At 70.3% G+C, this 24039-nt stretch carries 25 protein-coding genes; 9 read left to right on the top strand and 16 right to left on the bottom strand.

Translation table 11 applies throughout. The features are described from left to right. Positions 1–276 precede the first annotated feature (276 nt). From VP06_RS36555 to VP06_RS22325, 4 genes are all read right to left on the bottom strand, one after another. Positions 277–741: a hypothetical protein gene (locus VP06_RS36555; protein ID WP_156295720.1), complete on the bottom strand. Its 465-nt coding sequence runs from the start codon at positions 739–741 to the stop codon at positions 277–279. Beyond that, complete coding sequence (locus VP06_RS22315; protein ID WP_048465992.1) at positions 741–2309, bottom strand: GMC family oxidoreductase; 1569 nt, start codon at positions 2307–2309, stop codon at positions 741–743. Before VP06_RS22315 ends, VP06_RS36555 begins: the two co-directional genes overlap by 1 nt. Before the next feature lie 91 nt (positions 2310–2400). Beyond that, the gene (locus VP06_RS22320) at positions 2401–2949 is read right to left on the bottom strand and encodes a twin-arginine translocation signal domain-containing protein (protein ID WP_048465993.1); all 549 of its coding nucleotides are present in this window, start codon (positions 2947–2949) and stop codon (positions 2401–2403) included. Positions 2950–3038: 89 nt separating this feature from the next. Continuing rightward, a complete protein-coding gene (locus VP06_RS22325) occupies positions 3039–3434 on the bottom strand; it encodes a VOC family protein (protein ID WP_048465994.1) in 396 nt (131 codons plus the stop codon). 319 nt (positions 3435–3753) lie between these two features. On the opposite strand from VP06_RS22325, the gene VP06_RS22330 reads away from it, so the two are divergent. After that, a complete protein-coding gene (locus VP06_RS22330; RefSeq protein WP_048465995.1) occupies positions 3754–4014 on the top strand; it encodes a hypothetical protein in 261 nt (86 codons plus the stop codon). A 526-nt stretch (positions 4015–4540) separates the two neighbouring features. Here VP06_RS22330 and VP06_RS22335 read toward each other — a convergent pair. The 5 genes from VP06_RS22335 to fliL form a co-directional block, all read right to left on the bottom strand. After that, positions 4541–7972, bottom strand: a complete 3432-nt coding sequence (locus VP06_RS22335) for a tetratricopeptide repeat protein (RefSeq protein ID WP_048465996.1) — start codon at positions 7970–7972, stop codon at positions 4541–4543. A gap of 71 nt (positions 7973–8043) precedes the next feature. Beyond that, entirely contained in the window at positions 8044–9216 is a 1173-nt protein-coding gene (locus VP06_RS38790; RefSeq protein ID WP_342586835.1) for a MotE family protein, read from the bottom strand. Beyond that, a complete protein-coding gene (locus VP06_RS22345) occupies positions 9213–9818 on the bottom strand; it encodes a DUF6468 domain-containing protein (protein WP_063928420.1) in 606 nt (201 codons plus the stop codon). The genes VP06_RS38790 and VP06_RS22345 overlap by 4 nt, the downstream gene beginning before the upstream one ends. 41 nt (positions 9819–9859) lie before the next feature. Beyond that, a complete protein-coding gene (gene fliM / locus VP06_RS22350) occupies positions 9860–11074 on the bottom strand; it encodes a flagellar motor switch protein FliM (protein ID WP_048465997.1) in 1215 nt (404 codons plus the stop codon). 27 nt (positions 11075–11101) lie between these two features. Continuing rightward, a complete protein-coding gene (gene fliL, locus VP06_RS22355; protein ID WP_048465998.1) occupies positions 11102–11611 on the bottom strand; it encodes a flagellar basal body-associated protein FliL in 510 nt (169 codons plus the stop codon). Between the two features lie 277 nt (positions 11612–11888). Here fliL and flgF point away from each other — a divergent pair, with 277 nt between their 5' ends. From flgF to flgH, 4 genes are read left to right on the top strand one after another with little or no spacing between them, the layout of a single operon-like run. After that, positions 11889–12635, top strand: coding sequence for a flagellar basal-body rod protein FlgF (gene flgF, locus VP06_RS22360; protein ID WP_048465999.1), 747 nt, complete (start codon positions 11889–11891; stop codon positions 12633–12635). Positions 12636–12651: 16 nt separating this feature from the next. After that, a complete protein-coding gene (flgG, locus tag VP06_RS22365) occupies positions 12652–13443 on the top strand; it encodes a flagellar basal-body rod protein FlgG (protein WP_048466000.1) in 792 nt (263 codons plus the stop codon). A gap of 8 nt (positions 13444–13451) precedes the next feature. Further along, positions 13452–14519, top strand: coding sequence for a flagellar basal body P-ring formation chaperone FlgA (flgA, locus tag VP06_RS22370; RefSeq protein WP_048466001.1), 1068 nt, complete (start codon positions 13452–13454; stop codon positions 14517–14519). 11 nt (positions 14520–14530) lie between these two features. Then, the gene (flgH, locus tag VP06_RS22375; RefSeq protein ID WP_048466002.1) at positions 14531–15283 is read left to right on the top strand and encodes a flagellar basal body L-ring protein FlgH; all 753 of its coding nucleotides are present in this window, start codon (positions 14531–14533) and stop codon (positions 15281–15283) included. A 571-nt stretch (positions 15284–15854) separates the two neighbouring features. On the opposite strand, the gene dksA is transcribed toward flgH, so the two are convergent. The 3 genes from dksA to VP06_RS38215 form a co-directional block, all read right to left on the bottom strand. Then, positions 15855–16274, bottom strand: coding sequence for an RNA polymerase-binding protein DksA (gene dksA / locus VP06_RS22380; protein ID WP_048466003.1), 420 nt, complete (start codon positions 16272–16274; stop codon positions 15855–15857). Positions 16275–16433: 159 nt separating this feature from the next. Beyond that, positions 16434–17459 carry a hypothetical protein gene (locus VP06_RS22385; RefSeq protein ID WP_048466023.1) on the bottom strand — a complete coding sequence of 342 codons (1026 nt, stop codon included), beginning with the start codon at positions 17457–17459 and terminating at the stop codon, positions 16434–16436. Positions 17460–17737: 278 nt separating this feature from the next. Continuing rightward, positions 17738–18301, bottom strand: coding sequence for an RNA-dependent RNA polymerase family protein (locus tag VP06_RS38215; protein ID WP_048466004.1), 564 nt, complete (start codon positions 18299–18301; stop codon positions 17738–17740). Between the two features lie 314 nt (positions 18302–18615). On the opposite strand from VP06_RS38215, the gene VP06_RS22395 reads away from it, so the two are divergent. The 4 genes from VP06_RS22395 to VP06_RS22410 all read left to right on the top strand — a co-directional run bounded on the left by VP06_RS22395 (position 18616) and on the right by VP06_RS22410 (position 19758). Then, the gene (locus tag VP06_RS22395; protein ID WP_048466005.1) at positions 18616–18825 is read left to right on the top strand and encodes a cold-shock protein; all 210 of its coding nucleotides are present in this window, start codon (positions 18616–18618) and stop codon (positions 18823–18825) included. A gap of 89 nt (positions 18826–18914) precedes the next feature. Then, the gene (locus VP06_RS22400) at positions 18915–19136 is read left to right on the top strand and encodes a hypothetical protein (RefSeq protein WP_048466006.1); all 222 of its coding nucleotides are present in this window, start codon (positions 18915–18917) and stop codon (positions 19134–19136) included. A gap of 3 nt (positions 19137–19139) precedes the next feature. Then, positions 19140–19523 (top strand): DUF6481 family protein, encoded by a 384-nt coding sequence (locus tag VP06_RS22405; protein ID WP_048466007.1) that lies wholly within the window; start codon positions 19140–19142, stop codon positions 19521–19523. Positions 19524–19560: 37 nt separating this feature from the next. Then, positions 19561–19758, top strand: coding sequence for a hypothetical protein (locus tag VP06_RS22410; RefSeq protein ID WP_048466008.1), 198 nt, complete (start codon positions 19561–19563; stop codon positions 19756–19758). 41 nt (positions 19759–19799) lie between these two features. Here the strand turns inward: VP06_RS22410 and VP06_RS22415 are convergent, their stop codons facing one another. The 4 genes from VP06_RS22415 to VP06_RS22430 all read right to left on the bottom strand — a co-directional run bounded on the left by VP06_RS22415 (position 19800) and on the right by VP06_RS22430 (position 23892). Then, positions 19800–20042, bottom strand: a complete 243-nt coding sequence (locus VP06_RS22415; RefSeq protein ID WP_245291276.1) for a hypothetical protein — start codon at positions 20040–20042, stop codon at positions 19800–19802. A 318-nt stretch (positions 20043–20360) separates the two neighbouring features. Continuing rightward, positions 20361–21506 carry an acetyltransferase domain-containing protein gene (locus VP06_RS22420; protein ID WP_048466009.1) on the bottom strand — a complete coding sequence of 382 codons (1146 nt, stop codon included), beginning with the start codon at positions 21504–21506 and terminating at the stop codon, positions 20361–20363. Then, positions 21503–21745, bottom strand: coding sequence for a hypothetical protein (locus VP06_RS22425; protein WP_048466010.1), 243 nt, complete (start codon positions 21743–21745; stop codon positions 21503–21505). The genes VP06_RS22420 and VP06_RS22425 overlap by 4 nt, the downstream gene beginning before the upstream one ends. Then, a complete protein-coding gene (locus VP06_RS22430; protein WP_048466011.1) occupies positions 21745–23892 on the bottom strand; it encodes a TonB-dependent siderophore receptor in 2148 nt (715 codons plus the stop codon). The genes VP06_RS22425 and VP06_RS22430 overlap by 1 nt, the downstream gene beginning before the upstream one ends. Positions 23893–24039 lie beyond the last annotated feature (147 nt).

Below are 24039 nucleotides of genomic sequence, written 5' to 3' on the forward strand. Positions count from 1 at the left end.
GACCCATCTCGAATTGTCGATACTCAGCCAGAGGCTTAGCGAAAATTTGAGAACGGAACCACGGGTCGTTTTTTACGACCGTTGGTAGGACACGATGTCCGACTGATCGCTTCGCGATGCGGAGATCGGCTTTGCTCAGGCGTGTGGAGCCAACGGTTCCACCGCGCGGGCTGGCGATCCGACGTGCGGAAGGAATCCTCCGGACGTCGTATGACGGGTGAGACATACCCGGTGCGTCCGGGCGCGTGAGGACCGCGCCCGGACCTGGAGGCGGCGTCAGCGCGGCGCGGTGCCGTCCGGCCGGTTCGACGGCAGCCCGCCCGGGGCGTCCGGATAGGCGGTGCTGGGCACACGACCGGCCTGACCGACCGAGCTGCTCGGCGCCGTCGTGCGGCTCGCATCCGCTGCCCCCGAGGGGCCGGGTGCCGCGGGGCACGGGCTGCCGGCCGGGCAGGCGCCGTGATCGGTCGCGACCGGCCGGCCACCCCGCTCGGCTGCCGGCTGGCCGCCGGGGCTGTCGGGATAGGCCGCCGCTCCGCCGGGCTGGCGCGAGGGGGCGGCGGGCGTCGGCGAGCCTTGAGCCAAGACACCTTGAGCCAAGACACCTTGAGCCAAGACACCTTGAGCCAAGACACCTTGGGCGAGGGCACCTTGGGCGAGGGCACCTTGGGCAAGGGCACCTTGGGCGAGCACAGGGCCCGCGGCGAGCGCCGCGAGCAGGGCAAGAGCGAGGCGGCGCATCAGATGTCGCGCCGCTGCATCGCACCGGCGATGTGGTCGGCCTGGCGCAAAGCCAGGGCGACGATGGTGAGGGTCGGGTTGCAGGCGGCACCCGAGGTGAATTGGCTGCCGTCGGAGACGAACAGGTTCTTCACGTCGTGGGTCTGGCCGAACTGATTGACCACGCCGTCCCGGGCTTTCGCGCTCATCCGGTTGGTGCCCATGTTGTGGGTGCTCGGATAAGGCGTGACTGGATAGGTGACGGTGGCGCCGACCGCCTCGTAGATCGCCGCGCCCTGCCTGTAGGCGTGGTTGCGCATCGCGACGTCGTTGGGATGGTCGTCGAAATGGACGCTCGCCACCGGCATGCCGTGCTTGTCCTTGACCGTCGGGTCGAGGGTGATGCGGTTGGTCTCCTGCGGCATGTCCTCGCCGACGAGCCACATCCCGGCCATGCGTGGATACTGCTCCATCGCGCTGGTGAAGGAGCGGCCCCAGGCGCCGGGATTGAGGAAGGCGGCCATGAACGGCACGCCGAGCGAGACCGTCTCCATCTCGTAGCCGCCGGCAAAGCCGCGCTTCGGGTCGTGATGCGCCTCGTCCCGGATGATGCCCGCCATGGTGGTGCCGCGATACATGTGCACCGACTTCTCGAACACGCCGTAGACGCTGCCGGTCATGTGCCGCATGTAGTTGCGGCCGACTTGCCCCGAGGAATTGGCCAGCCCGTCCGGGAACAGCGAGGACGCGCTGTTGAGGAGGAGCCGCGGGCTCTCGATCGAGTTGCCGGCGACCGCGACGATGCGGGCCTTCTGGCGCTGCAACTTGCCGCTCTCATCGGCATAGACCACGCCCGTCACCTTGCCGGATGCGTCGTGCTCTATGCGCAGCGCCATGCAGTTCGGGCGGACCTCCAGGTTGCCGGTCTCCTCGCCGCGGGGAATCTCGGCGATCAGGGTCGACCACTTCGCCCCCGACTTGCAGCCCTGGAAGCAGAAGCCGATCTGCTGGCACGCGCCACGGTCGTGCCGCTCCTGGCTGTTGATCGCCATCCGGCCGGTATGGACCTCCTTGTAGCCGAGGCGGCGGGCGCCGGCCTCCATCACCTTGAAATTGTTGTTGCCGGGCAGGCCCGGGATGGCGTTGGTGCGGGTGACGCCCATCCGGTCCTCGGCCTTCGTGTACCAGGGGTCCAGTTCGGCCCGGGTGATCGGCCAGTCGAGGAGGTTGGCCCCCGGCAGCGCGCCGTAATGGTCGCGGATGCGGAACTCGTGCTCCTCGAAGCGCAAGCTGGCGCCGGCCCAGTGCACGGTCGAGCCGCCCACCGCCTTGACGATCCAGGCCGGCAGGTTGGGGAAGTCCCGCGCCACCCGCCACGAGCCCGAGGTGGTCCGCATGTCGGTCCAGGCGAGCTGGGCGAAGCTCGCCCACTCGTCGTTGACGAAATCCTCCATGTTGTGGCGGGCGCCGGCCTCGAGGATGACGCAGCGGATGCCCTTGAGCGCCAGTTCGGTGCCCAGCGTGCCGCCGCCGGCGCCCGAACCGACGATGACGACGAGCCCGTCGTCGTTCAGATCGAATGTGGCCATGGTTTCCTCCGGGTCCGCGCGGCCGGGCCGGCGCGGTTGTTCATTGATTGTTCTTGATTGGACGGACGGTGATGACGGCAGAGCCGGCCAGTCAGACCTTCGGCAGCCAGTCGATGTCGTTGAAGCCGCGATTGATGTAGCCGCCCTTGTCGGCGGACGATCCCTCGTAGCCGAATTTCGGCCAGATCTCGGGCTGGTTGTAGAGCGAGACGACGAGATCCGAGCGGATCTTCTTGAAGAAGTCGGTGTGGCTGATGCCCTCCAACACCACGACCCGGTCGGCTTCCCAGCCGATCTGAGCATAGTTGACCTTGTGACGGGCCTGCGCATCCTCGTCGAGCCGGCGCAGGCCGGTGGTCAGCAGGGTCTTCACGGCCGGGTCGGCGGCGGCCTTGCCGTCCCAGGGCTTGATCGCCGTGATGTAGTAGACGTCGCCGAGGAAGTCGTGCGGGTAGATGTCCCGCGCCATCTTCACCAGGGTCTTCAGCTCGGACGGGGACAGGGCGGCCCCGTTCTCGGCCCAGGCTTCCGAGACCTGGAGCCCGGCGCCGCCGGCGATGGCGGCGGCCGGTGCCGCGACGGCGGCACTCTTCAGGAAGCCGCGGCGGCTGAACCGCGCGCGCGGATCGACTTCTCTCATCGGGTGTTTCCTCGGATGTCGTTTGGGGGATGGTGGTGCCGGCCGGCGCGGGGCGCGTCTTCGCGCGCTCCCGCCCCGGCCCGTCGGGATCAGGCGAAGCGGCCGCCCTTCTGGATCACCTCGATCTTGTAGCCGTCGGGATCGGTGGCGAAGAAGAAGCGGGCGAGCGTCTTGCCCTGGTGCTGGAAGTCCTTGACCGGGGTCGCGGGCAGTCCCTCCTGCGTGAAGCGGGCCTGCTCCGCATCAACGTCGTCCACCACCACCGCGAGGTGGCCATAACCGTTGCCGAGGTCGTAGGGCTCGCTGCGGTCGAAATTGACCGTCAGTTCCAGCTCGAACGGCGACGAGGGGTGACGCAGGTAGACGAGCGCGAACCCGTCGAAGCCGATGCGCTCGGCGAGTTCCAGGCCGAAGGCGCGGGCGTAATAGGCGCGGGAGCGCTCCTCGTCGAGGACGCGGATCATCGAGTGGACGGGCTTGGCCATCGGCAGCGGGAACCTCGTTGCGGTGCGGGCGGCGCGCCGCGCAGCCGCCCCTCGGCCCTTAGACTAGCTCCAGGGAAGCGGCCGGGGTGGTAGCGGGCTGTGACGCGGGCAGACGGGGACGGACGGTGGCGCGCGTCCTCCGGCGTCGCAGGGTGCAGGGGGAGCGGCGGCGCCTGCGCCGATCGGCAAGATTTTGTTCCGCGCCGCCGCGTGCGCGAGGACACATCGCGGTAACGACAAGCCACCTATCTTCTGGTCATCGCAGCGGAAGCAGCCCGGACATTCCGGCCTGCACTGCGACCAGGAGACTGAATACCATATGAAGACCCGTATCGCCGCCGTCGTCACCGCGTTTGTCCTTGGCGCCGCTCCGATCTCGTCCACCCTGGCATTCAGCCCCAACGCTGCCGCCCCGTCCTGGTCCCGCGACGTCGAGACCACCGGCTCGCTCGGCTCCGCCAATACCAGCGTGCCGTTCTACGGTGCCTGTCCGATGAGCTCGGCCACGGAAGGCAATGCCAACCAGCAGAACTTCCCGGTCAAGCAGTACGGCCAGACCTCGGGCGGGCACCGCTGCTGACCTGACAGGAGACGGGACATGAACGAGATGAAGGTTCTGCGCGCCGTATCCTACGGCATGATCGGTGTCCTGGCCGGCGGCCTCGCCATGACGGTGATCGGCACGGCCAACGCCCTGATGACCATGTAATCCACCGGAGGGCCGCCCCAGGGCGGCCCTTCTCGCATGGGCAAGCTCGCTCGGATGGATCCGCTTGCGTGGACTCCTCTGGGCCGGGCCCGGCGGAACCGCAGAGCTTCGGGCCGCTTGCCCCGGCATCTCCCAGGAGGCTACGGCCGTCACGGAAATGATCCGGCCTGAACGGGTTGGAAGAACTGATACCAACGGTCGAAAGAAAACGACCTTTGGTGCCGTTCTCGAAGTTTCGCCAAGCCCAAGGTCCCGGACATCTGGGCTTGGCATCGACGATGCGGGATTGGGTCAACGGCCGCGTCGATCTCGGGCCTGCCCGAGATCGAATCGAAGCGTCAGCATCTTTGGCCGTTGGTATGAAACCATCGCCAGCAGCCATCCACCGGATACCGCATCAGCCCGGCGCCGGCCCGCCATTGCCGCGGGCCTCGGGCGCCGGATCGCCCGGGGCCGGGCTCGTGCCCGGGGCGGCCTCGGGGCTCTGCTTCGGCCGCTCGGGCGCGGCGTTCTCGGGGTAGCGGGCGCGATAGGCGCGCAGGAAGTCGGTCAGGGTCTCGGCGCTGGTCGCCTGCCGGACCAGGTTGCGGAAGGCCGCGGTACTGGAGGCGTTCGGCGATGCGACCAGACCGAAGGTGCGGGCATCCGGGCTCTCGGCCATCTTGGCGGTGAATTTCGTGCGCAGGCGATCGAGGCTGAGCGGATCCTCGGCCAGCGCGTAGCCGATCGCCGCCCGCATCACGTCGTTACGCTCGGGATCGGTCAGGGGGCCGGAATCGCGCCAGCGGGTCCCGAGCAGGGCCTCGTGCGCCTCCCCGGCCTCGCGCCAGCGCCGCGCGCCCCACAGGATGTCGCCGCGCAGATGCGCCGCCTCCGGGCTGGAGTTGCCGTCGAGCAGTTCGAGGGCGAGGTCGGTGCGCGAGAGGTCCGAGAGGGCCCGGGCCTCGAGCAGCAGGCGCGCGTCGCGGATCTGCCCGGGCAGTTCCGGCAAACGGGTGTTCTGCAACACCTTGAGGGCCTTGAGCGGCTCGCCCTCCATCAGCCGGACGGTGGCGAGGCGCGCCGCCACGCTCGCCCGCGCCGCGCCGGTCAGGCGGTTGTCGACCTGATGTTGCAGCAGGTCGCCGGCCGCGTCGAGGAGATCGAGGGCGACGAGGCGGTCGGCGAGGCGCCGCACCACCTCGTCGCCCTGGCGGCCGACCGGTGTGAATTCCTTGAAGTCGTAGAACAGCGCCAAGGCCTCGACCTTGCCGAGGCTCGCCCCCTTGTCCGACAGGAACAGGGCGGCGAACAACGCCACCGTGTCGTCGTGCAGGCCGCGGGTCGCCGGGTGGTCGGGGAACAGGCGGTTGGCCTTGCGGGCGGCCACGAAGGCGTCGCGCCAGCGGCCGACCCCGGCATAGAGCCGGCCGAGCCGGGCCAGCGCCTCGGCCTCCGCGTCGCCGTGCCAGGTCAGGGTCAGGCGCTCCAGGCGATCGATCGCCGCCTCCGGCGTGATCGCGCCGGAGGCCCGCCCGAGATCGACCAGCCGCAGGGTCGCCTCGGCGGCGACGGCCGGCGCCGCGGTCTCGGCGAGCTGCTGGTAGGCGCGGCGGGCCTCGCCGTCCTGGCCGATCGCCTCGGCGAAGCGCGCCTTGAGGAAGGTCAGCCGGTCGCGGGCGGCCGGGGCCTCGGCCAGCGGCGCGACGGCGGTCAGCGCCCGCTGGACGAAGGCCGGGTCCTTCGCGTCAAGGGCAGCCTCCACCGCCGTGAGGTAGAGCTGCACCTGGAGGTCGTCGGGATAGGCTTCGATCACCGGCAGACCGGCCTTGAAGGCGGCGAGCGCCACGGCGCTGCGCCGTCCGCGGGCATCGACAACGCCGCGCCACAGCCGCAATTCCGGGTCCAGCGCCTGCTTGCCATCGGGTGTGAGGAAGCCGCCCGCCCGCGCGTTCTGGCCCATGCTCAGGGCGGCGATGGCCGAGAGAAGCCGCACCGGCCGCTGGGCGCCAAGCGGCGGGTCCTCCCGCACCGCCAGGGCGAGCACGCCGGCCGCCTCGGGCGCGAGATCGTTGGCGAGGAGCACCCGCACGAGGTCGAGGCGGGCGGCGGAGCGGGCCGGCCGCTCGGCAGTGGCGGCGGCGGCTTGCGCGGCGCGGATGCGCGACCGCACGTCGCCGAGCTGGTCCTCGCGCCAGCGATCGGGCTGCACCATCAGGGCCGTCGCCTGGGCGCCGGCCTCCGGCGCCTCGACCACCGTCGGCGAGACCGACAGGCCGCCGGGACGGGTGATCGTCACCTCGTTGAGGCCGGGGCGCACCGCGAGATCATCCGCCGCCGCCAGCACGGCGACGCCCTGGCGCGTCGGCAGCAGCTCGAACTCGACGAAGCGGCCGCGCTTCGGAACCGCGGCGAGACGCGGGCCGCGGGCCGTCACCACGGCGATGCGTTCGCCGTCGCGCTCCAGCCACAGGGCGCCGCCGGGGCGGGCGGGCGGCACCGCCACCGCCGGCTTGCCGGTGGCATCGGCGCTGCGCTGCGGCGCCAGGGGATCGCTCCCCGCCGGGCTGCCGTCGCCGAGCACCAGATCCCAGCCCTGTCCCTCTCCCGCCGCAAGCTGGGCGATCATCCCGGAATCGAGGCGCAGACGCAGCACCGTGAAGGCGCCCTCCCCCCGCGGCCCCTCGACGACGCTCGCCGGCGCCCCCGCCGGCAGGGACGGCAGGGCCACCGGGGCGGTGGTCTCGAAGACCAGGGTGGCGACCCCGCCGCGCTCGAACAACGCCGCCGGGGGCCGGGCCGTGAACGGGAAGGCGACCCGCACGCCCTGCCCGGCCCGGGCGATCCGAGCCTGAACCGGGCCGGTCGGAGCCGGCGGCTCCGCCGGGGCCGGCGCGGGCGTCTCGGCCGCTTGCGGACGACTCTCGGCGGGGGGACGGCTCTCGGCCTGGGGACGCGCCTCGATCTGCGGAAGGCCATCGGACCGGGCGGCAGGACCCGGTTCCGAAATGGCGGCCGCCGATCGCTTCTCGTCCGGTTTCTTGTCGTCGGCCTTCTTGCCCGCAGGCTTCACGAGGTCGAGGACGTAGGAATCGTCCTCGCGGTACCCGTCCGCCGTGTAGCCCTCGGCGAGGGTCACGGTCAGGCGGGCGGCGTCGGTCCCGGCCTCGGCCGCGAGGGCCGTTGCGGCCGGGCGAAGGCCCGCGCGAGCCTCGGTGGACTCGATCGTGTACGTGCCAGGGATGCGCAGACGGATCTCGGAGCCGGCGCGCTCCAGCCCCACCTCGGCCTCCCGCGGCAGGCGGACCGAGAGCCGGGTCAGGGTCGGGAGATGCGCCACTTCGAGGCGCAGCGGCGTCGTGCGCCGGGCCCCCCGGGCCGCCTCGCGGCGCAGGCGCTCGCTGAGTTCCTCGGCCCGGCGGTTGAGGTCGGCCAGCACCTCCGGCGGCAGGCCCGGCAGCATGCCGGTCCAGCCCTCGGGCAGCAGATCGATGAAGACCCGCTCGCCCGCCTCCAGCACGTTGACCTTGTAGGCGGATTGCAGGGCGACCCGCAGGCCGGAGCCGTCCGGATCGCGGCGCACCTGGGCCACGTAACCGGGCATCTCGGCGGCCAGGCGCTCACGCTGGCCGGTCACCGGCTCGCGGAAGCCCACCACCAGAACCCCGCCGGTGACCTTCGCGGTCACCTTGACGCCCTGGTCGAAGGTCAGGGCGATGCGGCCGAAATTCTTCTGCTCGCTGCCCTGGATCGCCATGAGCTGCGCCGCCTCGGCCGTGCCGGCCCCGGCGCCGAGAACCGCCAGCGCGATCAGCGCCGCAGCGCGGCGGCTCCTGCCCGTCGAACCCATCGCATCCGCCCGATCACCCCGAGACGGCACCATGCCGCGACAGGGCTAATGAGGGCTTAAGCGCGGCGGGCTCAGCGCGTCCCATCGATCGCCGGCAGCTCGCCGGGCGGCAGGCCAGGGGCAGCGGCGGCGGCTTTCGGCGCGTTGGCGCCGCGGGCGCGCTGGGCGAGCGCCACGGTCAGGCGCTCGGCCGCCTCGGGCTGCATCATCGCCAGCACCTCGGCCATCTTGCGCGGGTTCATGCCGACCACCACCGGGACCAGCACGTCGAGCTTCAGCCGGTCGAAGACCCGGGCGGCCTCCTTGGGCTTCATCGTCTCGTACATCGTCACCAGCGACTTGAGGCCGGCGGCCTCGGCTTCGGCGCGCTTGGCCGCGGCGTCGTCGCCCTTCTGCTCCAGGGTCTTGAGGTCGTTGATGCGGCTCTCGAGCTTGCGCTCGGCATTCTCGATCAGCTGCTGGCGGGTCTCCAGGTCGCGGGAGCGCTGCTGGAGGGCGTCGCGCCGGGCGCCCAGCTTCTCGAGGATCGCCCGCTCGGAGGAAGACGGCTCGGCTGAGGGCCGCGGCGGCTCCGATGGCGCGGCCGGAGGCGCCGGCTCCTTCGACGCCTCCTTGGGCGAGACCGATCCGGTGATCGTCGGGTCGAGGGGCTCGTAGCTCGCACGGGCATGGACCAGGAACTGAGCGAACCGGGTGCCGGTCGACGGCCCGGCCTCGAAGAGCGCGAGGATCTTCAGCAGCAGGAGCCCCGCGGCCGCCACCGCCACGGCGTCGACGAGGCGCAGGCGGATCATCGGCCCGCGCCAGACCGGGTTTGACAGCACGCGCTGAACCAATTCGGCGACGGAGACGGGCGCCTGCGGGACCGTGGCCGGCAGCGTGCCGGGAGCCGGCGCGGCCGGATCGGCGGCGGCGCCCGCGGGCTTCGCCGTCGCGGGCTTCGCCGTCGCGGACTTCTCCGCCGCTGGCTTGGCGGCCAAAGGCTTGGCGGCCGCGGCGCCGGAGGCGGCCGTCCTTGGTGCGGCCGCCGCCGTGGATGCCGTCGTCCGGGATGCGGCTGCGGTGGCTGGTGCGGCCTTGGACGCATCCGCCTTGGATGCGGCGGCCTTCGCCGCGCCGGGCGCCGCAGCCGCGGGGGCCGCGGCGGGCGGCGCGGTACCGGCCGCGGCGGCGGGCGAGCCGTCGGCCGGGGCGTCGGTCAGCGGCAGCCCGGCGAAGCGGCGCAGGAGCAGCCCGACGGTCATGCGGCCTGAGCCTGAAGGCGGCTCAGGGCCCGCTCGCTGAGGGCGCGAGCGGCGGCGGCGGCGGCGCCGAGGCGCTCGCCGGTGGAGACCGGCGGCGGAACGGGAGGCGCGGCGGGGGCATGAGCCGGCGCCCCATGAGCAGGCGCGCCATGAGCCGGCGCCCCTTGGACCTGCTGCTGCGCGAAGGCCGCCTGGGCGAAAGCGCCCTGGTTGAAGGCGGGCTGGGCCGCCTGCGGTGCGGCGGGCTGGACCGGCATCTCGCCGGGCACCGCGGCCCGGGCCTGGGCGACGATGCGGCCGATGCGCGAGAGCACCTCGTCGCCGGCCTGGAGCTGGGCGGCGAGGTCGGCATTGGTGCGCTCGGCCAGGCGCAGGCGCTCGGCCAGGGTGCGGTCGCACTCGGCGAGCGTGGTGCGCAGGCCGGTGATCGCCCGTTCGGCGGATTCGGTTGCGCCCAACAGGTCGCCGATGGTCTTGCGCATCGCCGCCTCGTCGCTCTTGAGGCGGGTGATGCGGCGGCCGAGGCTGACCGAGGTGGCGATGCAGGCGACGAGCAGGACGGCCACCAGCAGGTCGGCCAGGATGCTGACGATCACGCTCACGATGCGGCCTCGCTCCGGAAAGGGGACAGGAACATGCGGCTCTAGCCGTCCTTGCGGTTCTGCATCGAGGCTTCGAAGGCCGCGAAGGTGGTGCGGGCGCGGCGCAGGGGACGGGTGACCTGCACGGCGATGCTGTCGTCGAGGCGGCCGATCCGGCCCTGCGTCATCGCCCAGTCGCCGCAGCGCAGGGTGATGAGGTCGGTGGGCTTGGCGTCGAACATGATGGTGTCGCCGACCTCCAGCTTCATCACCCGGCGCAACGGCAGCGACATCTCGTGCAGCACCGCCTCGACCGCGACGTCGGCCTGGAAGATCTCGGTGGCGAGGTGCCCTTCCCAGATGTGGTCGCGGCCGAGCTTCTCGCCCATGAAGCTCTGGAGCAGCAGGTCGCGGATCGGCTCGATTGCCGCATAGGGGAACAGGATCTGAAGCAGGCCGCCGCGGCCCTCCATGTCGAGCTTGAGATCGATCAGGATCGCGGCGTTGGCCGGGCGGGTGATGGTGGCGAAGCGCGGGTTGGTCTCGATCCGGTCGATGAGGAAGCGCACCGGCGAGAGCGGCTGGAACGACGCCTCCAGGTCGGTCAGGATGATCTCGACCATCCGGCGCACCAGCTGCATCTCGATCGGCGTGAACGGCCGGCCGTCGAGGCGGATGCTCGATCCGCCGCGCTTGCCGCCGAGCAACAGGTCGAGGGTCGAGTAGGCGAGGTTCGACTCCACCGTCACGATGCCCGAATTCTCCCAGGCATCGGCTCGGAAGACGCCGAGCAGGGTCGGCAGCGGGATCGCGTTGAGATAGTCGCCGAAGCGCACCGAGGTGATGTTGTCGAGGGTGACCTCGACGTTGTCCTGGAAGAAGTTGCGCAGGCTCGTCGACAACAACCGGATCATCCGGTCGAAGACGATCTCGAGCATCGGCAGGCGTTCGTAGGAGACGACGCCCGAATCGACGATGGCCCGGATGCCGCCCGCGCCCGAGGCCGACAGTTCCCGCAGCGAGAAGCCGAGGACCTGGTCGATTTCCTCCTGGTTCAGGATGCGGTCGTTGCCGGCGAGTTCGGGTAGGTTCTCCGACTCGCCCTCGTCGATCATGTTGGCCCATTCGGCCGCCATGTCGTTCGACTGGGTGGTGGTCCCCTGCTCGGCGAGCGCCGCGCCCCATTCCTCCGCCAGGGAGGCGTCGCCGCCGCCGCCCTGCTCGATCAGGGCCGAGGCCCAGTCGTCGTCGTCGATGGTGTCGTCAGGTCCGGCCACGGAAGCACCACATCCCGCTCAATGTCACTACTGGATCACGAAGTCCTTGAAGAGCACCGCGTCGACCTTGGCGGGGTAGACCGCCACGTTGACCCGGCGCAGCAGCTCCTCGCGCAGGCGATAGGTGCCGCCGGCGGCCTCGAAGTCGCCGACGCGCAGGTCGCGCACGAAGACCTGGAAGGTGTCCTCGACCCGCGGCATCAGCGGCTGGATCTCGGACGCCACCTTCGAATCCCGCACCTCCAGCGTCACCTTCAGGCGCAGGAAGCGCGGCTGGGTCTGCCCGGGCTCGGGCATCAGGTTCATGGTCATCTCGCGGACATCCATGAACGCCACCGGCGTCTTCTGCTCGGCCGCCGCCTTCTCGGCATGGGCCGCGCGGTTGCGCATCACCATGAAGCCGCCGCCACCGCCGGCGGCCAGCAGCAGCACCGCGGCCCCGATGATGATCAGCTTCTTCTTGCCGCCCCCAGGGGGGGCCGCCCCCTCCTCCCCTTCGCCCTCCGGCGCCGGGGCCTTCTTCGGCTTCTTGGCCATCGCCCGCCGTCCAAATCTTGATGATCCGTCATCGGATCGTTGCCAGACTCTGTGCGAAGACGGTTAACGGCACGTTAAGGCGGCAATTTCTGCCTGGTCAAACCTGCCGGGTCGGCACGAAACGACCGGTCCGGTGCCGGATGGCGATTAACCAAGCATTTGCCATAACATCAGAATTCCGCTCAGGACCGGCTGGCACGGCCCCTGCGATCAGTGTGTCGGGTCCGCCGCTGGGGAGCGGGGTGGCCCGCCACCACGCATCGACGGGGAGTAGCCGGTGCAGAATGCTCAGTTGATCGGGCTCTCGTCCCAGATGGCCCTCGGGCGCGAGCTCGAAGTCATCGCCAACAACATGGCCAACGTCACCACGACGGGCTTCAAGGCGCGCACGACGCGCTTCCAGGAATATCTGATGCCGAAGGCGAGCGCGGAGACCTTCCGGCAGCCGGACCGCAAGCTGTCCTACGTCATCGATGCGGCCACGCCCCTCGACATGGAGCAGGGGCCGATCGAGCCGACCGGCAACCCGCTCAACGCGGCGATCCGCGGCGAGGCGTTCTTCGCGGTGCAGACGCCGCAGGGCGAGCGCTACACCCGCAACGGCGCCTTCGAGCTGAACCCGCAGGGGCAGATCGTGACGAGCGACGGATACGCCGTGCTCGGCGACGGCGGTCCGATCCAGATCGGCCAGCAGGAGACCGGTCTGGCGCTCGGGCCGGACGGCACCGTCTCGACCAACCAGGGCACCCGCGGCCGCCTGCGCCTCGTCACCTTCGCGAACCCGCAGGGCCTGACGAATGCCGGCGGCAACCTCTACTCCTCGAACACGCCAGCCCAGCCGGCCGGCCCCCAGGGGCGGATCGAGCCCGGCGCGCTCGAGCGCTCGAACGTCCGCCCGGTCCTGGCGATGAGCCGGATGCTGGAGGTGAACCGCACCTACCAGATCGTCTCCGACACGGTCTCGCGGCTCGATTCCTTGCGCGGCCAGGCGATCCAGCGCCTCGCCGATGTCGGCAACGCGTAAAGGGAGCCTTTAGACGATGCGCGCGCTCTACGCCGCCGCCACCGGCATGGCGGCCCAGGAACTCAACGTCCAGGTCATCTCGAACAACATCGCGAACCTGCGCACCACCGGCTACAAGCGCCAGCAGGCGCATTTCCAGGATCTGCTCTACCAGAACCTGCGCCGGGCCGGCACCGCGACCTCGGACCAGAACAACCAACTGCCGGCGGGCCTCGCCATCGGCTCGGGCGTCAAGACCACCTCGACCGCCCGGGTGATGTCGCAGGGCACCCTGACCTCGACCGAGAAGACCTACGACATCGCGGTGCGCGGCGAGGGCTTCTTCCAGGTCACGATGCCGGACGGGCGCACCTCGTATACCCGCGACGGCTCGTTCGACCTTGATGCGCAGGGGCAGATCGTCACCCGCGAAGGCTACCTGATGAACCCGAACATCACGGTGCCGAACAACGCCACCAGCGTCACGATCAGCGCCTCGGGCATCGTGCAGGCGACGATCCCCGGCCAGACCGCGCCGCAGAATCTCGGCCAGATCCAGATGGCCCGGTTCGTCAACAAGGTCGGCCTCGAATCGATCGGCGACAACCTGTTCGTCGAGACCCTGGCCTCCGGCCCGCCGATCACCGGCAATCCCGGCACCGACGGGTTCGGCAACCTCCAGCAGAGCTACCTTGAGGAGGCCAACGTCAACGCGGTCTCCGAGATCTCGTCGCTGATCGCCGCGCAACGCGCCTACGAGATGAACTCGAAGGTCGTGACCGCCGCCGACCAGATGCTCTCCACCACCTCGCAGATGTTCCGCGGATGAGCGCCCCGATGATCGACCTTCCCCCCGTCGTCCACGCGCCCGCCATCCCGGAAGCCCGCCGCGCGCTGCTCGGCCCCGGCATCCTGTCGCGCACCGCCCTGATGCTCGTCGCGTTCGGCCTCCTCACCCTGCCGGTGCTCGCCGGCGAGGCCCCGCGCCTCGCGCTCAGGGGCGACATCACCGCCGAGCGCGACGTCATCACGCTGGGCGACCTCGTCGCCGGCGCGCCGCCGGCCCTCGCCCAGAAGGCGCTGTTCCGGGCGCCCGCGCTCGGCACCTCCGGGACGATCCAGGTGCGGCGCATCGTCGAGGCCACGGCCGGGCTCGGGCTCGACGCGCCGGAGAGCGGCGGCCGGCTCCAGATCTCGGTGCAGCGCGCGGCCCGCCGCATCGCCGCGCCGGAGATCGAGGGCGCGGTGCGGGCGGCCCTCGCCAAGGTCCGGGGCCTCGAATCCGGCTCCGTCACCATCGCCTTCGAGGGCGAGTCCCCGGTGCTGACCGTGCCGCCGGACCTCAATGCCGCGGTCACCGCCCAGGAGGTGACCTACGATCCCCGCAGCCGCCGGGTCTCCGCCCTGGTGGTGGTGGGCGAGCGCCAGGCGTCGCTGCGGGTCACCGGACAGGTGGTCGAGATGGCCGATGTCGCGGTGCTGACCCGGGCGATCAACCGGGGCGAGACGCTGTCGGCTCCCGACATCACGGTGGAACGCCGCCCGCGCGAGGGCCTGCCGGCCGATATCGCGGCGGATGCGGCGGCCTTCATCGGCCAGGTGGCGCAGAAGCCGCTCGGCGCCGGCACGGCGCTCCGCGCCGGGGAGCTGAGCCGCCCGGACCTCGTCGCCCGCGGCGAGGCGGTCACCATCGTGTACGAGACCCCCGGCGTGGCCCTGGCCCTGCGCGGCCAGGCCCGCGACGGCGGCCCGCTCGGGGCGGTGATCGGGGTGATCAACCCGGTCTCCAAGAAGGTGATCCAGGCCACCGTGATCGGCCCCGGCCGCGTCACCGTGGCGCCGATCGTGCCGGTCGCGGCGGCGGTCCCGGCCGCCCCCGCCCGTCTCGCCTCGGCCCGGCCGTGAGGAGACGCCGCATGTCCGTCTCCCACTCCGCCCTCTCGCGCCTCGCCCTGGTGGGCGTCGCCGGCGCGCTGCTCGCCGGCTGCAACACCGTCGACCGGCTCTCCAACATCGGCGCGACGCCGACCCTCTCGGCGATCGAGGACCCGACCGCGCAACCGGGCTACCGCCCGGTGCGGCTGCCGATGCCGGACGTGCAGCCGGTCTCCTACGCCTCGAACTCGCTCTGGCGCACCGGCTCGCGGGCCTTCTTCAAGGACCAGCGCGCCGCCAAGGTCGGCGACCTCGTCACGGTGAAGATCAACGTCACCGACAAGGCGAACCTCAACAACGAGACCAAGCGCTCGCGCTCGAACAGCGAATCGTTCGGGATGCCGAATGCCTTCGGCCTCGAATCGAAGACCAAGCTCCTCGCCGGCATGGATCCGGCGAAGATGCTCACCACCGACGCCACCACCAGCAACGACGGCGCCGGCTCGGTGCAGCGGGCCGAGACGGTGACGACCAGCGTGGCGGCGATCGTGACGCAGGTGCTGCCGAACGGCAACCTGGTGCTGGAAGGCCGCCAGGAGATCCGCATCAACTTCGAGGTGCGCGAGCTGATCGTCGGCGGCGTGGTGCGGCCGGAGGACATCGAGTCCGACAACACCATCGATTCGAGCAAGATCGCCCAGGCCCGCATCGCCTATGGCGGCCGCGGCCAGATCACCGACGTGCAGCAGCCGCGCTACGGCCAGCAATTCCTGGACGTCGTGCTGCCGTTCTAGAGCATTTCCCGACGAAGTGGATACCGGTTCGTCGTAGAAGATGCGGCACAATCAAAGAGCGAGAGAAGCTTCGCGATGGCAAGGCGATCGTGAAGCACTCTGAGCAGACATGCGTTGGCAGGCGAACGCTTCGTCCGCTTGGGTTCTTGGTTGATCGCAGATTTTTGCCACCGCACTGATGACCACTTCGGCGAAATCGGCTTGGCGAACGGAGCCGTTCTGACGAACGGTGAACGCAGATCCCGCACCGGGCGGCACGCTCCCCCCTTGAGCCGCCCGGACGCGGCGCGGCCCCGGCACTCCCGCCGGGGCCGCTCTCGTTTGCAGTGCTGAAAAAAGGGAGGCAGCGCTTCGATCCCGTGCATGAACCCTCCCCCCTCTGCGGGAGAGGGGAACCATGCTCCCGGAAGAAACTGAATCGTTCTGACGAGCGCGAGCTGGATCAGCGTCGACGCTGCCCCTCTCGGCGGGATGTCGTCCCGCTGCGCTCACTGCGTTCGTCACCCTCCCCCTGAGGGGGAGGGCGATGGAGCTGCCGCCTTCGATGGCAGGAGACCGAGCCGCAGCCCCCTCAATCGTCCCGATAGACCCGCTCCCGGCGCTCGTGGCGCTCCTGCGCCTCCAGCGACAGCGTGGCGATCGGGCGGGCTTCGAGCCGCTTGAGGGAGATCGGCTCGCCGGTCTCCTCGCAATAGCCGTAGGAGCCATCCTCGATCCGGGACAGGGCGGCGTCGATCTTGGCGATCAGCTTGCGCTGCCGGTCGCGGGCCCGGAGTTCGATCGCCCGGTCGGTCTCCGACGAGGCGCGGTCGGTCAGGTCGGGATGGTTCTCGTTCTCGCTCTGCAACGCCACCAGGGTGTCCTGGGCTTCGCGCAGAATGTCTTGCTTCCAACTCTGGAGCTTGCGGCGAAAATACTCCCGCTGACGCTCGTTCATGAAGGGCTCGGCGTCATTGGGGGCATAGCCCTCCTCGATCACGACCTTCGCCATCGCGCCCCTCGGAAAACCGCTGTTGTCCTGGCCGCAGCCGACATCATGGCCACGACCCACTTGGCGCAGCCCTATAATAGAGGCTGCACGACACCACAATGTCTCTCCGCGCCACGCAAGGACCGGACCAGGGAACGGCGACGTTCTGCTGCAATCGTGTCACGGTCGCGGCGCATCTGCGCCGCCGGCCCCTGCATCCCGCAGGGCGGCGGCGATCTCCGCCTCCAGCAGGCGGGCGAGGGGCTTGCGGTAATGGCTGGCATCGAAGAACAGGCGCGGCTCGTGCAGCTCGGGCCGGTCGCCGGACCAGTCGACGACACGGCCGCGGGGCGCCACCGCGGCGGTGAGCGCGGCGCGGCAGGCCCGCGCCGCCGCGGCGCGGGGCGTGCCGGGCCGGGCCTGCGTCGGGGCGAAGACCGGCGGGAACACCAGGACCAGCGCCGTGTCCGACGGCAGGCGCTCGACCAGGGCGCGCAGGCGGGCGGCGGCCGGGAAATCGGGCCCGCCCTGTCCCGGATCGGGATCGCCGGGAGCGGGCCGGCTACGGGCCGCGATCCGCTCGGGCATGTCGGGATCGCCGAGCGTCAGGTAGTTCGGCTCGTAGTCCCAGTAGCCGTCCGGGGTCGCCCGGCGCGGGGTGGCCTGCATCGCCCAGCCGATGCGGTTGACGGTCTCGTCCATGACCCGCAGGCGCAGGAGGCCGCGCAGATAGGTTGCCCAGTCCTCGGCGAGCAGCCAGGTCGGAAAGGGCTGCGTCGGCGGCAAGGCCGGGTCGCCGGTGCACCAGAAAGAATCGGCGGCGATCACCAGGGCCTGCGCCCGGGGATGGTGGCGCAGGAAGTAATCGGCGACGAGAAGCTGCTCGCCCGGACCGGTGCCCGGCACCGAGAGCTGGACGAACGGGATCCCGGTGGCGGCGCGCAGATTGGCCGGCGCGACGAGCTGGATGTGGGAGTTGCCGATGATCGCCGCCGTGAAGGCCGGATCGCGCCCCCGGCTCGCCGCGGCGGTGCGGGGCCCCTGCGGGCGCACGCCATCGCGGGCCAGCAGCCGCGGCCGGCCGGTGTCGTAGGGGTCGACCGCGAGCGCCAGGGTGAGGACACCGACCATCAGCAGGGCCGCCGCCACGACGAGGCGGATGGAGAAGAGCCGCCATGCGGCCTCGGTCGCGGGATCGGCGCGCATCGGATCGGCCCCCTCAATGACATTGATGTGCATTACGAATACCGACTGTGTGCGCTAACTCATTAGGATGCATGAGATTTCTACATATTACTCAAGGTAAGTTGACGTGTGCCGTCAGGTCCACACGATGCGCGTAGTCTGGACCTAGAGCGCTTCACGATTGCGTTGCAATCGCGAAGCTTCTCTAGCTCTTTGATTGTGCCGCATTTTCTACGACGAACCGGTATCCACTTCGTCGGAAAATGCTCTAACGTTCTGCGACGAATGGTGTAGAGGCGTCACCTGCCCTGGCATGCGCCGCGGCGTCGTCCCCTGCCTGCGGTGACGCTGAGCCCGGCTGAGCGTGAGGCCCTGGAGCAATGGCCCGGGCGCCGCAAGACCGCGCAACGCTTGGGCACCGGGGCCCGCATCCTGCTGCTGGCCGATGAGGGCGCCTCCAACAAAGCCATCACGGCCGACCCTGCCCTCGATCCGGCCACCATGAGCCAGTGGCGCAAGCGCTTGCTCATGATCGCTGTGTGCAGCGACGGCAGCGCCTGGTGCGGGTTTCGCCCTGGCCGGAAACCGTTGGAGCCTCCGAGGCAGTCGGCCTCGTCGGCGGCGCTCAGAACCTCGGCGTGCCGGCCCTGGACAATCTTGTCCTCCAGGGCCGGCACGCCGAGAGGCCGGCGCCCGCCGTCAGCCTTCGGGATGAAGACGCGCCGAACCGGATCAAGCCGGTCGCGCCCCGTATGGACCCTCGCGCATAGGTCCTGGAGATTGGTCTTCAGGTCGCGCGCGTCGTCATCCACCGTGATTCGCGCCTCGGCTTCGAGCCGGTCGACGAGATCGTGCGGGCCCATCGGTCGAGCCTCGGATTCATGAGTGTCGGCAGCACGTTGGCGGATCATTTTCGGCCGTTAAGATTGGTTTTTCTCAAGGATTTTTCAGTCGGCTTGACGATTTTCGTCAATATTTTTCGCCGTCGCCTTGCCCTCCCGCAAATTTTCGCTTAGGAATGATACATCGATTGTTGGCCTGATTACCGAGCCTCTCCGCCGCGTTTTCGTCGGCGCATGCTCTGCCACTCGCTCCAAATCCGTCGATTGATTCGAGCCTTGGCGCTGCCGACAGCGTGCCGAGCTCCACCCTACGCTTGCAGATCATGGATACGACAATGACTATCGGCACCGTGAAGTGGTTTAACGTCCAGAAGGGTTTCGGCTTCATCCAACCGGATGACGGCGGCAAGGACGTGTTCGTGCACATCTCCGCCGTCGAGCGGTCGGGCATGCAGTCTCTCTCGGAAGGACAGAAGATCTCCTACGAGATGGAGACCGACCGGCGCAGCGGCAAGCAGTCCGCCGGCAACCTGCGCGCCGCGTAACGGCCCGACGCTCCGGGATGCGGATACCCTCATCCGCATCCCCCGCCCTGCGCCGCGGCGCGGGCCCGATCTCCAACGGATAATCTTGAGTGCATTTTACCTTCATTTCGCAGTCTCCGTCTCCGGCCCAGGCGATCGAGCCGCCCACCTTCCAGGTGCGGCAGATCTGGCAGCAGGTCGAGGATGAGAGCCGCGAGGTCAGCCATCTGATCGACCGGACCTACCGCTATCACTCGGTCCGGGAGCTGCATTGGCACCTCGCCGACCGGTTCTCCCGCCCGATCCACTCCCTCGCGTTGCGGCAGGTTTGAGCGATGGGCAAGTTCAAGGACGCGCCCCTCGGCGACCGGCTGGGCTCGGCCCAGGCCGCCCGGCAGGCCACCCTCGCCCGGTTCCAGGCGCGGACCACCGACCCCGACCCGGCCCTCGCGGCCCGGCGTGCCGCGCGGCAGGCCGTCGCCGCGGCGCGGACCACCCGTCTGGCCGAGCGCGAGACCGAGCGGGCCGAGCGCGAAGCCGCGCGGATTGCCCTGGAAGCCGAGACCGAGGCCGAACAGGCCCGCCTGCGGGAGATCGCCGCCGCTGCGGAGATGGAGCGCGCCGCCGAGGCCGCCCGCGAGGCCGAGACGCGGCAGGCCGAGCAGAAGGCCGCACGCGATGCCCGCTACGCCGCCCGCAAGGCGCGCCAGCGGAGCTGATCGTCCCACAGGGACCGACAATCGGAAGGATGGGTCGATGAGCTATAAGTTCAAGCTGCACCAGCGCGTGCGGATGGTGCGGTCCGGCTCGTCGGACAGCCATGCCAGCGACATGGATGCGTTCGAGGTCGTGCGCCTGATGCCTGAGGATCGCAGCGGGGAAGCCGCCTATCGCATCCGGTCACGGATGGGCGAGCGCGCGGTCCGGGAAAGCGAGATCGTCGCCCTCCCGTGATCCCGCAGGAGGCCCGCCGATGCGGCGGGAATTGGCGGGCGTTACTTGCAGCCTTGTGGATGGTCTTGGAATTGTCCAAGCCGTCCGCCTTGTGAACGATCTTTGAACCGCAAACGACGGCTGCCGGTGGTGGTGTCCCGGTGCTCGACGACACCCTCGCCATGCTCGACCGCGATGCCCGGCGCCTGGTCGCGATAGATCACCGTGGTCTCTTCGGCCATCGCCGAGTCCGAGCGCCTGGCCAGGATGATCGCCGCCGCGCCGGCAGTGAAAACGGTCCGCATCGGCGTTCTTCTCACATGATATATTGGCCCGACACCGTCCGCACCGGCAGGCAGGATCCGGCTTTCCGGAATGGATCCATGCACCGAGTGCACGGACAAAAGTGTCGTCTTCGCACGAAGCCTGACCGACACCGCTGCATTGCGTCGCGGCTTAGGGGATAGACCTTCTGACCGCGGGAGAGGCGGCCTGCTCCCTCCCGGCGGCAGCGCCCTCGTGCGGGGACCCCGGCCATCGTCCCGCACACCTCTCCATTCGACGACGCTGACGTCCGGCCCCCGCGCGGGCGCGCCCGGTGCAGGGGCGTCCTGCGGCCAGGATCAGAGATAGCTCAGCACCGGATGCCGCCTCTGCCGCTTCAGCCCGACCATCCAGCGGCAGGCCAGGAAGAGGGGCGGCCCGAGCACCAGCGCGACCAGCCAGAGCTGTCCCGGCGAGCCGAGTTCGACCTTGCCGGAGGCTCCAGTCAGGCCGGCCGCGAGGGCGAGGTCGTAGAGCCCGCGCAAGAGCCAGAGATGGGCAAGATAGAAGAACAGCGGCGCGCCACCGAAGACCCGGAGCCAGGCGAGGCGGCCGGCCGGCAGCGCCTCGCACAGCGCAAGGAGGCAGAGCCCGAGCCCCAGCGTCAGCAGCAGGAAATCGGCCGAGGGCGGGTACTTGGTGAGGTTCAGGAATGACAGGATCGTCGCCCCGAGGGTCGGGCCGGCCTGCCAGGGCGTCGGGTCGCCGTAGCCGTTGAGCCCCCGCAGCACCAGGAACCCCGCCAGCGCCGCCGCCCCGAGGGCGAGGAGCCGGCGGCGCCGGACCGCGGGATCGCGGGCGAACCAGGGGCCGAGGACATAGCCCGCCGCCGCGACGCCGATCCAGGGCAGCACCGGATAGGAGGTGCGGGCGACGCCCCAGGGCAGGGTGAGCAGCCCGCGCTGATGCAGGATCGACCACAGGGTATAGCCGGCCTGGTCGGGCGCGAGCACGATCCCGTCGAGCAGGTTGTGCCCGAGCATGATCAGACACGCCACCGCTGCAAGCGCAGGACGCGGCAGCCACACGAGCCCGGCCAGCGCGATCATGGCGAGGCCAATCGCCCAGATCACCTGAAGATAGAGGACCGGCGGCAGGATACGTCCGGTCCAGGCAAGGTTCACCAGGGTGAGTTCGAGCAGGACCAGGAACAGGCCGCGGGTGAGGAGGAAGCGCGACGCCGCCCGGGTGCCGTTCCGGCCGGCATAGAGGCACGCCGAGAGCCCGGCGAGCAGGAGGAAGACCGGCGCGCAGAGATGCGAGGTCAGCCGCGTCAGCGCCAGGGCCGGGGCGGTGACGCCCAGATCCATCGGATCGCGGAGCTGGGCGTGGACGTAGAAGATGTCCCGGACATGGTCGACCAGCATCAGCAGCATGACGACGCCGCGCAGGGCATCGATCGCGCCGATGCGGGCATCCGGCGCAGGAGCGCCCGTCGCCGTCACGAAGCCGTCTCGGCGGCAAGCCGCGAGAGGAGCCGGCGCACGTCCGGCGGCGTCCAGACGCGGCCGCCGCGGGGCTTTCGCACCCCGCGCCGGGTCAGGGAGGCGGCGATTCCCTCGGGAGTCCCGCCGGCCTCGACGGCGATGGCGGCCAGCACCGGCGCGAGGTCGCGGCGGTAGCGCCGGGCGCGGGCGGTGGCGGCATCGCGGCCGGCATCGCCCTTGCGGAGGAGCGCCGCCATCAGAACCGCACCGACAGGGTGCCGGTGAACCGCCGCGGCGCGCCCGGAAAGACCCGGAGCGCGCTCAGCGAACTCTCGTAATAGGTCGTGTCGAACACGTTCTCGACGTTCAGGCCGAAGCGAAAATTCTCCCACCGGTAATACGCCAGCGCATCGACCGCGATGTAGCCCGGGAGCCGGAAGCCGCTGCCGGCGGCGTCCCCTGCCCGCTCCCCGACGGCGCGCACGCCGCCGCCGATGCCGAAGCCCTTCCAGGGTCCGTCCTGCGCCTCGTGGACGGCGAGCAGGCTGCCCGAATGGCGCGGCACGTTGATGAGCGGCGCCCCGACCGGCAGCACGTTGTCCTTGGTGACGACCGCGTCGGCAAAGACGTAGCCGGCCAGGATCTTGATCTCCGGGGTGATCTGGCCGGCGGCGGTGAACTCGAAGCCCTGGCTGCGCACCGCGCCGGCGGCAAGCGAGAAGCCGCTGTTGTTGGGATCGGGGGTCAGCACGTTCTGCCGCTCGACCCGGAAGGCGGCGCCGGTGAGGCTCAAGGCTCCACCGTAGAGATCGAGCTTGGTGCCCACCTCGTAGCCAAGGCCGGTCTCCGGCGCCAACGGCCCGCTCGCCGACGCCGCGAAGGCGTCGGGCCCGATATTGGGCCGGAAGCTGGTGCCGACATTGGCGTAGAGCGACAGCTCCGGCAGCGGCTGGTAGACGAGGCCGGCCCGGGGCGTCGCGGCGAAATAGGTTTGGTCGCTTTGGACGCCGGTGGTGCGCTCCCGGAACGATTGCTCGAAGAAGTCGAACCGCACGCCGACCAGCGCCTTCCATTCCGGGCTCAGGGCGATCTGGTCCTGGGCGTAGAGCGCCGTGTTGGTGACCTGCTCGAACCCGTTGGTCTGGAAGGCGAAGGGCGGCAGCGGCCGGCCATAGACCGGGGCGTAGATATCGAGGGAATAGGGGGTCTGGCGGAAGCGCGAGCGGATCTGCTGGTAGGTGCCGTCGGTGCTCTCGCGCTCGAAGCCCAGGAGCAGGGTGTGGCCGATCCCGGCGGTGTCGAAGCGCCCGACCAGCTCGGCCTGGCCGAGGGCGACGTCAGCGCGGTAATTGCGCTCGTTGCGGTCGCGCAACGCCGTGCGGTTGTCGGCGGCGATGCCCCGCACCTCGACCGCCTCGCCGGAGAGCGAGTTGGAATTCAGATAGGTGGACAATCGCATCTGCCAGTTGGCATCGAAGCGGTGGTCGACCCGGATCTGCATCGAATCGTTGGATTGCCGGATGCTTTGGCCCGGCTCGCCGAGGAAGCGCGAGATCGGCAGGAAGCCCAATTGCCCGTTGATCGCCACGACGCCGCGGTCGAACACCGTGCGGTTGCGCAGGAACTCGGTCTCGACGGTCACCGTCGTGTCGGGCGTGACCTGCCAGCTGATGACGGGGGCAACGAACAGGCGGTCGCCGTCGACGAAATCGCGAAAGCTGTTCTGGCGCCCGGCCGCGAGGTTGAAGCGGTAGAGAAGCGTGCCGTCCTGGTTGAGCGCGCCGCCGGAATCGACCGTGCCCCGGACCTGCTCGAACGAGCCCCACTGCCCGCCCATCTCGACGAAGCGCTCGCGCGTCGGCTGCTTGGTGACGATGTTGACGAGGCCGCCCGGATCGCTGCGCCCAAACAGGCCGCCACCGGGCCCCTTCAGCACCTCGATCCGCTCGACGTTCTGGGCGTCGGGCGGCGGCGGAAAACCGCGGTTGAGGGGAAAGCCGTTCTTGTACAATTCCGAGGTGGTCACGCCCCGGATGGCGTAGCTGAAGATGGTCAGCCCGCCGAAATTGTTCTGCTGGGCGACGCCCGGTGTGTAGGTGAGGACACGGTCGACCCGGGTGGCGGCGAGGTCGGTGATGACCTCGCGCGGCGCGACCGTGACGACCTGCGGCACGTCCCGCTGGGGCGTGTCGGTCTTGGTGCTGCTCACCGCCCGGTCGGCCCGGAAGCCCGCGGTCGGGCCGATCAAGCCGATCGCGCCGGCAGCCGCGGAGGAGAGCGCCGGCAGCACCGGCCCGGTGGGTCGGGGGCCCTCCACCACGACCTCGTCGAGGGCGATGGTCTCCTGCCCCTGCGCGGCATGGGCCGCGAGACTCAACCCCAGGGCGGTCGCCAGGACGGGCATCGGGCGGTGGCGCGGCGAACGGGTTCTCACGAAAAACACTCGAGGTTGACGCGCGCTGCGATCCGGGCGAGCGGCAAGCCGTGCCCGCGCGGAAACGCGCAACACCAGGCCCGAGCGCTCCCCCGGGCCGCACCGCCCGCGGGACGT

Source organism: Methylobacterium aquaticum, from assembly GCF_001043915.1.
In the GTDB taxonomy this organism is placed as follows: Bacteria; Pseudomonadota; Alphaproteobacteria; order Rhizobiales; family Beijerinckiaceae; genus Methylobacterium; species Methylobacterium aquaticum.